Raw genomic sequence first — 12,201 nt, forward strand, 5'->3', positions numbered from 1 at the left:
GTGTCCATTGCCGACTTTTCCGGACGATCGCGACTCGACGCGTGCCCCGGGGCCCTCCAGGTCCACCCCGCCGCGGACGGCGGCCTGGCCCGCGTCCGCGTACCCGGAGGTCGTCTCACCCCCTCCCAGCTGCGCGAACTCGCCGACGCCGCCACGGCGTACGGCAACGGCGTCATCGAGCTCACCTCCCGGGCGAACGTCCAGGTGCGCGGTCTCGGGCCGGAGAATCCAGAAAGCGGTCCGGAAAACGGATTCGCCGCGCGGATGGCGAAAGCGGGCCTGCTGCCCTCGGCGACACACGAGCGCATCCGCAACATCCTCGCCTCCCCGCTGACCGGAGTGGACGGACCGGCCGAACCAAACGAACCCGGCAGACCGGCTGGATCGGCCGAACCAAACAAATTCGGCAGACCGAACAGACCAGCCGGACCCGCCGAACCAGGCGGAATCGACGAACCAAGCGGACCGAGCGGCGGGGATGCTCCGAACGGCACGAAAACGAACGGCCGTGGGATCGCCGACATCACCCCTCTGATCGGCGAACTGGATCGACGGCTGTGTGCCCGCCCGGCCCTCGCCGCCCTGCCGGGACGGTTCATGTTCGCCCTCGACGACGGACGGGGAGACGTGGCCGGCCTGGGCGCGGACGCCACGATCCTGCCCACGGCACCGGACGAGGCCGCGCTGCTCCTCGCCGGAACCGACACCGGCCTGCGCGTACCGCTCGACGAAGCCGTGACCGTCCTGCTCGCCACCGCCGAGGCGTTCCTCGACGAACTGGCCACCCGGGACGTCACCGCCTGGCGGATCGCCGAACTTCCCGACGGGCCCTCCCGGATCGCCACCCGGATGCGAACCGCTCTCGGACTCCCCGACACGCCCCCCTTCGAACCGGTGAGACCGCACGTCGTGACCTCCGGGCCGGTCGGCGTCATCGAGGGCACGGGCCGGCGAGGGAACCGAACCGGCGTCACCGGAGAGACAGGTCCCGGAAAAGCCGCAGGCCACGGAGACAGGGACACGGACGGTCCAGGAAACGAGGGCACGCGGGTGGCGCTCGGGGTGGCGATCCCCCTGGGGCGGCTGACCTCCGCGCAGGCACTGCTGCTCGCCGACGCCGCCTCGGGCGGGGAGATCCGGCTCACGCCATGGCGCGGTGTGGTCCTGCCCGGCCTGGACCGCGCCGAGGTCACGGGCACGGCCGCCCGTCTGGAGGCCGCCGGGCTGGTCGTCGACCCCGCCTCCCCCTGGATCGGTGTGACGGCCTGCACCGGCCGCCCCGGTTGCGCCAAATCCCTCGCCGACGTCCAGGCCGACGCCGCCACCGCCACCGCCACCGCCACCGCCACCGCCACCGCCACCGGCATGATTTCGCCGTCCAGAAGCGAACTCTCCGGAAACGAGCCTTCCCGGAGCGAACTCGGCATGGCCCCGCCGTCCGCGATGGGGCCGGGCACCGATACGCTCCCCGTGCACTGGGCGGGCTGCGCCAGGCGCTGCGGCCGCCCGAGGGGACGGGTCGCGGACGTGATCGCCACCGGTGACGGTTACCGCCTGGAACTGGACGGCACCGCCCTGACCTGCTCCGGCATCGAGGAGACCGCGGCCGCGGTGGCGGCCGCCAGAGGGGAAATGTGATCGACTACGTCCGCGACGGCGCGGAGATCTACCGCCGCTCCTTCGCCACCATCCGCGCGGAAGCCGACCTGGACGGCCTGCCCGCAGACGTCGCCCGGGTCGCGGTCCGTATGATCCACGCCTGCGGGATGGTCGACCTGGTGAGCGACCTGCGCTGGTCGCCCGGTGTCGTGGCCTCGGCACGCGAGGCGCTCCAGGCGGGCGCCCCGGTGCTCTGCGACGCCATGATGGTCGCCTCGGGGGTGACCCGGCGCCGCCTTCCCGCGGGCAACGAGGTGATCTGCACCCTCGGCGACCCCCGCGTGCCGGAGCTCGCCGCGCGGCTGGGCACCACCCGCAGCGCCGCGGCACTGGAACTGTGGCGCGACAGGCTCCAGGGCTCGGTGGTCGCGATCGGCAACGCGCCGACCGCGCTGTTCCGGCTGCTGGAGATGGTCGAGGAGGGCGCGGGCCGCCCGGCCGCCGTACTCGGCGTCCCGGTCGGCTTCATCGGCGCCGCCGAGTCCAAACAGGCCCTCGCCGAGCACCCGGCGAGGCTGGAACACCTCGTCGTGAACGGACGCCGGGGCGGAAGCGCGATGACCGCCGCCGCGGTCAACGCGATCGCGAGCGAGGAGGAGTGAGCGGCGACGTGAGCACACGCGTGACCGGACGGCTGTGGGGCGTGGGACTCGGCCCCGGCGACCCCGAGCTGGTGACCGTCAAGGCCGCCCGCCTGATCGGCGAGGCGGACGTGATCGCCTTCCACAGTGCCCGCCACGGCCGCAGCATCGCCCGCTCGGTGGCCGCTCCCTACCTGCGGCAGGGGCAGGTCGAGGAGGCGCTCATCTACCCGCTCACCACCGAGACCACCGACCACCCCGGCGGCTACCAGGGGGCGATCGACGACTTCTACGCCGCCTGCGCGGTGCGGCTGGCCGCCCACCTGGACGCCGGGCGCGACGTGGTGGTGCTGTGCGAGGGCGACCCGCTCTTCTACGGCTCGTACATGCACATGCACAAGCGTCTGTCACACCGCTACGTCACCGAGGTCGTGCCGGGCGTGACGTCGGTGAGCGGCGCCTCGGCGGTCCTGGGCCGCCCGCTGGTCGAGCGGGACGAGGTCCTGACCGTGCTGCCGGGGACGCTCCCCGCCAAGGTGCTCGCCGAGCGCCTGGCCGCCACCGACTCGGCCGCGGTGCTGAAACTCGGCCGTACCTTCACCAAGGTCCGCGACGCGCTGGCCGAGGCCGGGCGTCTCGACGAGGCCTGGTACGTCGAGCGCGCCACCACCGGGCAGCAGCGCCTGGCGCCTTTGGCCGAGGTCGACCCCGGCAGCGTCCCGTACTTCTCGCTGGCGCTGATCCCCAGCCCCGTCAACAGCCCCGTCAACGCGTCGAGCCCCGCGCCCGCCGCCGTAGCCGAGACCCCGGGCGAGGCGAGGGCGCGCGGCGAGGTGGTCGTGGTGGGACTCGGCCCCGCCGGGCGTCCGTGGCTGACCCCGCAGGCGCAGGAGGCGCTCGCCGAGGTCGACGAACTCGTCGGGTACGGCCCCTACCTGGACCGCGTCCCGCCCAACCCTCGCCAGCGCCGCCACCCCACCGACAACCGGGTGGAGGCCGAGAGGGCCGCGCACGCGCTGGAACTGGCCGCGGCCGGGTCGAGGGTGGCCGTGGTCTCCTCGGGCGACCCCGGGGTGTTCGCGATGGCCAGCGCGGTGCTGGAGGTGGCGTGCGAGCCGAGGTTCGCGGACGTGCCGGTACGGGTGCTGCCCGGCCTGACTGCGGCGCACGCGGTGGCGAGCAGGGCCGGTGCCCCCCTCGGCCACGACTACTGCGTGCTGTCGCTGTCGGACCTGCTCAAACCCTGGGAGGTGGTCGCCGAGCGGATCAGCGCCGCGGCGAAGGCCGACCTCGTCCTGGCCCTCTACAACCCGGCCTCGAAGAGCCGTACCTGGCAGGTGGCCGCCGCGCGGGACCTGCTGCTCGAGCACCGCGCGCCGCAGACCCCCGTGGTCGTCGGCCGCGACGTCGGCGGGGCCGACGAGCACATGACCGTCACCACCCTCGGCGACCTGGACCCCGGAGCGATCGACATGCGCTGCCTGCTGCTGGTGGGCTCGTCCACCACGCGGGTGGTCGAGCGAGCCGACGGCGAACGGGTGGTGTTCACCCCCCGCCGCTATCCCGCCTGACCCGGACGTGACGGCTCCTCCTCAGTCGTCGAGGAGCCGTCACGTGGTGAGGGCGAGTCCGGCCTTCACCGCTCACCGGCGTGCCGGGCCCGACGCCCCGAACCGGCACCCCCACCGGGGCCGCTCACACTCTCCAGCCAGGCGAGCGCCGCCTCGACGGTCCCCACCGAGACCACCCCCTCGGGCAGCGGCGGACGGCGTACGATCACCACCGGCACCCCGAGCTCACGGGCGGCGAACAGCTTCGCGGTGGTCATCTCACCACCGCTGTCCTTGGTGACCAGCACCTCCACCCGGTACTCGCGCATCAGGGCCAGCTCTCCGTCCACCGTGAACGGCCCCCGGCTCAGCAGCACCTCCAGACGTCGCGGCACCACCGGCCCCGGCCGGTCCACCGAACGGGCCAGGAACCACTGCCCGTCGAGACCCGCGAAGACCGGCAGGCTGCGACGTCCCGTGGTCAGGAACACCCGCTCCCCCAGCGAGGGCAGCAACTCGGCGGCGGCCTCCAAAGAGGGCACCCAGCGCCAGTCGTCACCGGGAGCCGCCCGCCAGCCGGGTCGTCGCAGGATCAGCGACGGCAGGCCCGTACGGGCCGCCGCCTCGGCCGCCGAGGCGCTCATCCTGGCCGCGAACGGATGCGTGGCGTCCACGACGACCTGGACGCCGTGCTCCACCAGCCACGCCGCGAGCCCGCCGGGGCCGCCGAAACCTCCCTCGCGCACCTCCCCCACCGGCAGCTTCGGATCACGCACCCGGCCCGCCAGCGAGGACACCACGTGCGTCCGCGGACGATCGGCGAGCGCGGCGGCGAGCCGCCTGGCCTCGTCGGTGCCCCCCAGGATCAGGACCTTCAGCACGGGGTCAGTCACGGCAACGGGCCGCGGAGTACAGGTGACTGTCGGGAAACTCCGAAGCGGTCAGCACCCGTCCGACGACGATCACCGCGGTGCGGAGGATCCCCGCGTCGCGGACCTGCCCGGCGATGTCGGCCAGGGTGCCGCGCAGGATCACCTCGTCGTCGCGGCTCGCCCTCGCCACCACCGCCACCGGACAGTCGGCACCGTAGTTGGGAACGAGCTCCGCCGCGACGGCCTCGACGCGCTGCACCGCCAGGTGCAGGACCATCGTGGCCCGGCTACGACCGAGCGTGCCCAGATCCTCGCCCTCGGGCATGGGAGTGGCGCGCACCGAGGTCCGGGTCAGCACCACCGTCTGCCCCACCCCCGGCACCGTCAGCTCACGCCCCAGCGACGCCGCCGCCGCCGCGAAGGCGGGCACCCCCGGGATCACCTCGTACGGCACTCCCTCGGCGTCCAGCCGCCGCATCTGCTCGGCCATCGCGCTGAACACCGACGGGTCACCGGAATGCAGCCTGGCCACGTCCTCCCCCGCCCGGTGAGCGGCGACCATCTCCGCGACGATCTCCTCCAGGTTCATCCGCGCGGTGTCGACCAGCCGCGCGCCCCGCGGGCACGACTCCAGCAACTCGGCGGGGACCAGCGATCCCGCGTACAGGCACACCGGTGCGGACGCGACCGCCCGCGCTCCCCGCACGGTGATGAGATCCGCGGCGCCCGGCCCGGCGCCGATGAAACGTACCGTCATCGCTTCTCCTCCAGGGCGGGCGGCTTGAGCACGGTCCAGATCGTGACGGGCATCATCGGCCGCCAGCCGGTGAAACCACCGACCGGAGAGGTCCTGCTGACCGCGAGCCGGACCATGTCGCCACCGAGCCCGCCGTGCCAACGGGCCAGGACCGCCTCGGACTCGACGGTCACCGCGTTCGCCACCAGCCTGCCCCCCGGCCTCAGCGCCTCCCAGCACGCCTCCACCATCCCGGCGACCGTCAGCCCGCCGCCGACGAAGACCGCGTCGGGCGTCTCCAGCCCGGCGAGCGCGGCCGGAGCGGCACCGGTCACCACGTCTAGACCGGGAACGCCCAGCGCCGCGGCGTTGCGTGCCACCACCGCCGCCCTGTCCGGACGCGACTCCACCGCGACGGCCCGATTGTCCGGATGCGCGCGCATCCACTCGATGCCGATGCTGCCCGCCCCCGCGCCGACGTCCCACAGCAGCTCCCCGGGAACGGGAGCCAGCCGGGACAGGGTGACCGCGCGCACCTCGCTCTTGGTGAGCTGCCCGTCGTGCTCGAACGCCTCGTCGGGCAGGCCGGGAAGACGCGGCAGCGCAACGGTCCCGGCGTCGGCGCGGCACTCCACGGCGACGACGTTGAGATCGTGGGTCACGGCCGTCGACCAGGTGTCCGCCCTACCCGAGACCACGCGCTCCCCGGCGCCGCCCAGCCGTTCCAGAACCGTCACCGTGCTCGCGCCGTGACCTCGGGCGGCGAGCAACGCCGCGACCCGGGCCGGAGTCCGGCCGTCGGCGCTGAGGACCAGGACGCGACGGCCTTCGTGGACGACCGGGTGCAGCACCTCGACGGGACGCGTCACGAGGCTGACCACCTCGACCCGGTCGGCCGCCCACCCGAGCCGCGCGCAGGCCAGGGAGACCGACGACGGGTGCGGCAGGACCCTCACCCGTCCGGCGCCGAGCAGCCGCACCAGGGTCGTGCCGATGCCGTGGAACATGGGGTCGCCACTGGCCAGTACGCAAACCCTGCGGCCCCGGTGGGAGGCGAGCAGCGAGGGCAGGGCGGGCAGAAGCGGCGAGGGCCAGACGACGCGCTCGACGCCGCGGTCCGCACCGGAGTCGACACCGAGTTCGGCTCCCCGCTCGACGCCCGACTCGCCACCGAACCTCGCACCGTGGTCGCCACCGGGTTCGGTTCCCGGCTCGACACCGTGCCCGGCAGCGCACTCGATGCCGAACTCCGGGACGAGCCGCAGTTGCCTGGCGCTGCCCATCAGAACCTCGGCGGCGCACAGCTCGCGCCGCGCCGCCTGCGACAGGCCGGCCCAGCCGTCGTCTCCGATCCCGACGACGACAACGGCGGGATCGACGGCGGTGGAATCGGCGGAGGAGGGCTCAGACATTGCCCAGCACCCGGGTGAGGCGGATCTCGACCACGACGCGGGCGGGATTCTCCCTCGGCACCCGATAACGCTCGGCGTAGCGGCGCTCGGCGTCGGCGACCGACTCGGGGTCGGTACGGATCACCGCACGCCCCTCCAGGGTCGACCAGCGGCGCCCGTCCACCTGGCAGACCGCGACGGCCGCCCCGCCTTCACCCGCCGCGAGCACATGGCGGACCTTGTGCGAGCCACCCGAGGTGATCACCCTCGCGATCCCCGAGTCGGCGTCCAGCGTCACCCCCACCGGAACGACGTGCGGCGTGCCGTCGGCGCGCACGGTGGTCATCGTGCACAGATGACGCTCCCGCCAGAACGCGCGGAGGTCCTCCCCGAGATCCTTCAACAGCCGATCCTTCCCCGATTCCGCTCTACCGGGCGACATGCTAGCCGCGGACCGCGTCCCCCCTCGGACCCGGTCACCGGCCGGGGTGATCACGCTCCCCTCGCGGCCACGGAGAATCCCGCGCGCCGCTCCGGCGGGAACCGATCGACACGGAAATCGACATAGAAACGGCCGTTCTCCCGGCCGTCACCCCCCGGGCAGGCGGCATCCTGATAAGCATGAGTTATCACATATGCGTGGTGTGCCTGGGAAACATCTGCCGCTCCCCCATGGCCGAGGTCGTGCTGAGGAAGACCCTCGACGACCACGGTCTCGGTGACCTCGTCACGGTCGACAGCGCGGGCACCGGCGGCTGGCACCAGGGCGGACCGATGGACGCGCGGGCCGCCGAGACGCTCTCCGACCACGGCTACGACGGCTCGGAGCACCGGGCCAGGCAGTTCCTGAGCGACTGGTACGACCGGGTCGACCTGGTGCTGGCCATGGACGCCCACAACCTCGGCGCCCTGCGCCGCCTCGCCCCCGCGGGCGCGGACGTGCGCCTGTTCCGCTCCTTCGACCCCGCCGCCCCCGAGGGCGCCGAGGTGCCAGACCCCTACTACGGCGAGCGCGAGGGCTTCACCGAGGTGCTGGAGATGGTCAGGGCCGCCTCCGAGGGACTCGCCAAGCACCTGGCGACCACCCTGAGGTGAGGTCCCCCCACAGGACCCGCGCTCGCCTTCGCGGGCAGCGGGGGCCTGTGATCTTCGGGTGAGGGATTTCCTCCCACCCGACGCCTTTACAAAGTAGATCACTAGTTGGCCGCCGGCACTTCGCCTCGCGACTCGCCCCGTGGCGCCCCGGGTGGCCGGGCTCGCCGCAGCGGTGCGGCGAGCCCTGCCCAGGGGGGGTCACTTCTTGGGCATGAGTACGGTGTCGATGATGTAGACGGTGGCGTTGCGGGTGGCCACGTCGCCGCACACCACGCCCGCGTCGCCGACCGTGTAGTCCTGGCCGGAGCCGGTGGTGGTGACCTTGCCGCCCTGCAACGTGGTGAAGGAGCCGCTTTCCAGGTCGGCGGGGGTCTTACGGCCGGGGACGACGTGGTAGGTGAGGATGTCGGTCAGCGTCTTCTTGTCGGCCAGCACCTTGTCCAGGGTCTTCTTGTCGATCTTGGCGAAGGCGTCGTTGGTCGGGGCGAAGACGGTGATGCCGTCGGCGGAGTTGAGGGTGTCGACCAGGTCGGCCTTCTTCACGGCGGCGACCAGGGTGGACAGGACCGGGTTGTTGGAGGCGGCGGTGGCGACCGGGGCTTCGGCCATGCCGGCGAAGCTGCCTTCGCCGGAGGCGGGAACCGCGGAGCAGGCCGTACCGAACGGCGCGCCGGCGGCGGACTCGGTCGCGGACTCGGTCGCCATCGGCGCGCTGCTGGAGGGGGCCGGGGCGGCGCTGCTGCCGGACGAGGCCGCCCCCGGGGCGGCGCCGGTGTCACCGTTGCCGCCGCACGCGGTCAGCGACGCGGCCAGGGCGAGCAGGGGCAGGACCGCGGTCAGGCGCTTCTTCGTGATCATCTTTGTCGGCTCCTTGTCGGTGTGCGGGCAGGTGGGGGAAAGCGGTCCGCGGCGGGTCGGTTGGTGTCCCGGGGCGGGAGAGGCGGCCACGGCCAGGACCGGCGATCCGGCGGCGACATGACGGATGTTCATGTTCTGGCGTCTCCTGTGTCTGGTGGATGGACGTGCTGAGGGGGGTTCAGGTGACGGTCACCAGGACCGTGTGCCAGCCGGTGGCGCCGTCCGGGATCGGCGGCACGCGTTCGGCGGGCTGGGTGTGGCCGGTGGCGTCGGTGGCGCGGACCTCGATGCGGTGCTGCCCGGGTGCGGCCTGCCAGGTGGTGCGCCATTGCCGCCAGGTGTCGGGCCCGGCGGAGGCGGCCAGGTCGGCTTGGCGCCAGGGGCCGCCGTCGACGCGGACCTCGACGGCCGCGATGCCGCGACGCTGTGCCCACGCGGTCCCGGCGACGGTGACGGCTCCGGCGGGTATCTCGGCGAAGGGTTTGGGCACCTCGATACGGGAGGCGGTTTTGATCGGCGCCTGTTCGGCCCAGCCGCGCCGGGTCCAGTAGGCGCGTTCGGCGGCGAAGCGGGTGAGCTTAAGGTCGGTGACCCATTTGGTGGCCGAGACGTAGCCGTACAGGCCCGGCACGATCATGCGTGCCGGGAAACCGTGGGCGGGCGGCAGCGGCCGGCCGTTCATCCCGATGGCCAGCAACGCGTCGCGGCCGTCCAGCACCGATTCCAGGGCGGTGGAGGCGCTCCAGCCGTCGGCCGAGCGCGACAGGATCTGATCGGCCCCTGACTGGACACCGGCCTCGCGCAACAGCGCCGCCAGATCGATGCCGAGCCAGCGGGCGTGCCCCGCGTACGGGCCGCCGACCTCGTTGGAAACGCAGGTCAGGGTGATGTCGCGCTCGGCCAGCGGCCGGTCCAGCAGGTCGGCGAAGGTGAGTTCGATCGGGCGGTCGACCAGGCCGTGCACCCGCAGCGTCCACTCCTGGTGCGGCACGCGCGGCACGATCAGCGCGGTGTCGACCCGGTAGAAGGCGTCGTTGGGCGTGGTGAACGGGCCGAGCCCCGGCACGTGCGCTCCGACCCCCGCTGGAAGCGGCCGGGCCGGGTCGGCGGGAGGGGGCAGTGTCAGAGCGCGGCCGTCGGCGGACGCCTGGCGCGCCGAGGTGATCGCCCGGCCGGCACCGCCGCTCAGGACGGCCGCCCCCAGTAGGGCGGCGCCGTGGGTGAGCAGTGCCCGCCGATCGGCTCCTGGCACAGGGGCCGGCGGCTGGACGGGATGGCCGTAGCGCCGCATCAGATCGCCCGGCGTGACGCGGCCACCCGCCCTGGGTCGCGGTCCGCGCCGGGAGTACGGCAGGGCGAAGGTGCCACCCGCCGCCCCCACGACGGCGGGCAGCACGTCCACCGGGCCGGCTCCCGGCCGTGACAGCGCCGCGGCCCCGGCGAGCGCCGCGAGCCCGAGCAGGGCTGCGATGGCCAGGCGCGGCCGCCGGGGCGCGGCAGTTCCGATGGCCGCGGACGCGATCGCGATCACGGCAGCCAGTGTCAGGAGCAGGACCGGCTTGTCGGCCGCGCCGAAGGTGCGGATGGCGAAGTCCTTCAGCCACGCCGGGCTCAGGTCGATGAACACCGACCCCACCGCGAGCAGCGGACCGGCCTCTGGCCGGCCTGCCAGCGCGGCGGTCAGCTCCGCGACCCCCAGCGCCAGCACCGCCGCCAGCACGCCGAAGGCCGCCGACACGGGGGTCGATGCGGGGGGCGCGGCGCTGCGGGCCGGTGTCTCAGTGGTCACAGCAGGGCTTCGGAGCCGCAGCCGAAACGGATGGGGGTCACTTTCCCCGGCAGCGAGAAGGTCAGGCGGCGGGCATGTCCACCAGGAGCAACGGCGTGCCGGTCGGCTGCCGTGAACCACCGGCCGGTTCCAGCGTCACCCCTACCTGATCCGCATCGGCCCTGATGCCGCTGAATACCGGCAGGGTGCCGCCGGAGCCGCTGGAGGCGAGCAGGCCGGCCGAGGTGATCCGTCCCGGCGCGAGCTGCCACAGTTGGTAGACCCGGCCTGCGGGCGGATCGCCCAGCCCGGCCGCCCAGAACACCAGTGCGCCCTGCGAGCGCGACATGACCACCGTGCCGCGCCCACGCCCGCCCTCGGCAGACGGCGCGGCGGCCGGGGCGGTGACCGTTCTGGCGTCATCCGCACTCAGCACCGCGGCGATCCGCTGTTCCACGCGCCGGGCCTGCTCCAGTTCCTCACGTGCCTGCACGGCCGTCACGCCGAGCCCGGCCATCACGGCCAACGCCGCGGCCACGCTCACCGCCGCCAGCCAGGGCCGCCACGTGACCCTCCACACCCGCCTCGCACGTGCCGCCTGCGCGACCGTCGGGGGCAGCTGACGCACCTGATCGATCTCGGCCAGCACCCGCGCCCGCAAACCGGCCGGCGGCTCGGCCACCGCCACCGCGCCAAGGCGCGCGGCCGTCTCGCTGAGCGTCGCCATCTCCTGCGCGCACTCGGCGCACCCGGTCAGATGCCGCTCGAAACGGCGCCGCTCCCCTTCGTCGTCTATGGCGTCCAGCGCATAGGCACCCGCCAGGGTGTGCGGGTCGGATCCGCCCTCTCCTGCCCTCATCGGTCCGCCCCCAGGCAGTCGCGCAGCCGGATCAGCCCGTCGCGCATCCGTGTCTTGATCGTCCCCAACGGAGCCTTGACCAGCTCGGCGACCTCCCGGTAGGAGTAGCCGCCGTAGTAGGCGAAGGTGATCGACTCTCGCTGTAGTTCCGTGAGATTTTCCAGGCAGCGGCGCAGCCGCTCGCCTTCCAGCCTGCCCACCACCAGCTCCGGCACCTCGTCATAGGAGCGATGCGGGTCCAGCCGCGCGGCCCGCTCCTCCCGGTCGGTGCCGGCCTGCGCCGAACGCACCCGGTCGATCGCCCGCCGGTGCGCGATGGTCAGCACCCATGCCATCACCGACCCCCTCTCCGGTTCGAAGCGGGCGGCGCTGCGCCACACCTCCACAAGCACCTCCTGCGCCACCTCCTCACTGTGCGCCCGATCCCGCAGCACCCGCAGCACCAGCCCGTACACCCGCGGCGCCAGCACCTCGTACAGCCGCTCGAACGCCTCACGATCACCCCTGCCGACCGCCTGCAGCAACTCCTCCAGCGGCCCCGGCGGGGCACCGCCCGGGCGGTCCTCGCCCACCGGCGACCGGTCACGCGCTCGCATGCAGCCCCTCCTACCCCGGCCGGCACAGCACCGGCCACGAAATCCTTCGGAGCCGTCCGCGCGCCGGATGGGTCGCCCTGTATGAAAGACCGTCGAACGCCGGCCCGGCCGCGACGACCGCTCCGCCTCTTCGGCGACTGCCGCGAGAGTGCCGGTTGGTCTGCCATGAGTGGGCCGCGCCCCGACACCGCGCCCCGACACCGCGTCGTGCCTCCGGGAGGCCTCCCGGAGGCACG

At 73.6% G+C, this 12,201-nt stretch carries 12 protein-coding genes; 4 read left to right on the forward strand and 8 right to left on the reverse strand.

All coding sequences use genetic code 11. From position 1 onward, the window contains the following. Genes AB0B90_RS07720 through AB0B90_RS07730 form a run of 3 tightly spaced genes read left to right on the forward strand, consistent with a single transcriptional unit; the run spans position 1 to position 3,811 of the window. Positions 1 to 1,638, forward strand: a complete 1,638-nt coding sequence (locus AB0B90_RS07720; RefSeq protein WP_362921480.1) for a precorrin-3B synthase — start codon at positions 1 to 3, stop codon at positions 1,636 to 1,638. Beyond that, entirely contained in the window at positions 1,635 to 2,261 is a 627-nt protein-coding gene (locus tag AB0B90_RS07725) for a precorrin-8X methylmutase (protein ID WP_350946220.1), read from the forward strand. The genes AB0B90_RS07720 and AB0B90_RS07725 overlap by 4 nt, the downstream gene beginning before the upstream one ends. Before the next feature lie 20 nt (positions 2,262 to 2,281). After that, positions 2,282 to 3,811, forward strand: coding sequence for a precorrin-2 C(20)-methyltransferase (locus AB0B90_RS07730; RefSeq protein WP_362921808.1), 1,530 nt, complete (start codon positions 2,282 to 2,284; stop codon positions 3,809 to 3,811). A 65-nt stretch (positions 3,812 to 3,876) separates the two neighbouring features. Here AB0B90_RS07730 and AB0B90_RS07735 read toward each other — a convergent pair whose 3' ends face one another. Genes AB0B90_RS07735 through AB0B90_RS07750 form a run of 4 tightly spaced genes read right to left on the reverse strand, consistent with a single transcriptional unit; the run spans position 3,877 to position 7,231 of the window. Beyond that, entirely contained in the window at positions 3,877 to 4,683 is an 807-nt protein-coding gene (locus tag AB0B90_RS07735) for a cobalt-precorrin-6A reductase (protein WP_350946221.1), read from the reverse strand. Next, complete coding sequence (gene cobM, locus AB0B90_RS07740) at positions 4,676 to 5,419, reverse strand: precorrin-4 C(11)-methyltransferase (protein WP_362921483.1); 744 nt, start codon at positions 5,417 to 5,419, stop codon at positions 4,676 to 4,678. Before cobM ends, AB0B90_RS07735 begins: the two co-directional genes overlap by 8 nt. Continuing rightward, positions 5,416 to 6,810 (reverse strand): precorrin-6y C5,15-methyltransferase (decarboxylating) subunit CbiE, encoded by a 1,395-nt coding sequence (gene cbiE, locus AB0B90_RS07745; RefSeq protein WP_362921485.1) that lies wholly within the window; start codon positions 6,808 to 6,810, stop codon positions 5,416 to 5,418. Before cbiE ends, cobM begins: the two co-directional genes overlap by 4 nt. After that, positions 6,803 to 7,231, reverse strand: coding sequence for a TIGR03618 family F420-dependent PPOX class oxidoreductase (locus AB0B90_RS07750; protein ID WP_350946224.1), 429 nt, complete (start codon positions 7,229 to 7,231; stop codon positions 6,803 to 6,805). The genes cbiE and AB0B90_RS07750 overlap by 8 nt, the downstream gene beginning before the upstream one ends. Positions 7,232 to 7,410: 179 nt before the next feature. On the opposite strand from AB0B90_RS07750, the gene AB0B90_RS07755 reads away from it, so the two are divergent. Then, positions 7,411 to 7,884 (forward strand): low molecular weight protein-tyrosine-phosphatase, encoded by a 474-nt coding sequence (locus tag AB0B90_RS07755; protein WP_362901063.1) that lies wholly within the window; start codon positions 7,411 to 7,413, stop codon positions 7,882 to 7,884. A 198-nt stretch (positions 7,885 to 8,082) separates the two neighbouring features. Here the strand turns inward: AB0B90_RS07755 and AB0B90_RS07760 are convergent, their stop codons facing one another. From AB0B90_RS07760 to sigK, 4 genes are all read right to left on the reverse strand, one after another. Continuing rightward, a complete protein-coding gene (locus AB0B90_RS07760) occupies positions 8,083 to 8,742 on the reverse strand; it encodes a fasciclin domain-containing protein (RefSeq protein ID WP_362921488.1) in 660 nt (219 codons plus the stop codon). Positions 8,743 to 8,920: 178 nt separating this feature from the next. Beyond that, on the reverse strand, positions 8,921 to 10,531 hold the full coding sequence (locus AB0B90_RS07765) for a molybdopterin-dependent oxidoreductase (protein WP_362921490.1): 1,611 nt from the start codon (positions 10,529 to 10,531) through the stop codon (positions 8,921 to 8,923). Between the two features lie 61 nt (positions 10,532 to 10,592). After that, positions 10,593 to 11,369: an anti-sigma factor gene (locus AB0B90_RS07770; RefSeq protein ID WP_362921492.1), complete on the reverse strand. Its 777-nt coding sequence runs from the start codon at positions 11,367 to 11,369 to the stop codon at positions 10,593 to 10,595. Then, positions 11,366 to 11,965 (reverse strand): ECF RNA polymerase sigma factor SigK, encoded by a 600-nt coding sequence (gene sigK / locus AB0B90_RS07775; RefSeq protein ID WP_362921494.1) that lies wholly within the window; start codon positions 11,963 to 11,965, stop codon positions 11,366 to 11,368. The genes AB0B90_RS07770 and sigK overlap by 4 nt, the downstream gene beginning before the upstream one ends. Positions 11,966 to 12,201 lie beyond the last annotated feature (236 nt).

Source organism: Streptosporangium sp. NPDC049078, from assembly GCF_040648855.1.
GTDB lineage: Bacteria > Actinomycetota > Actinomycetes > Streptosporangiales > Streptosporangiaceae > Streptosporangium.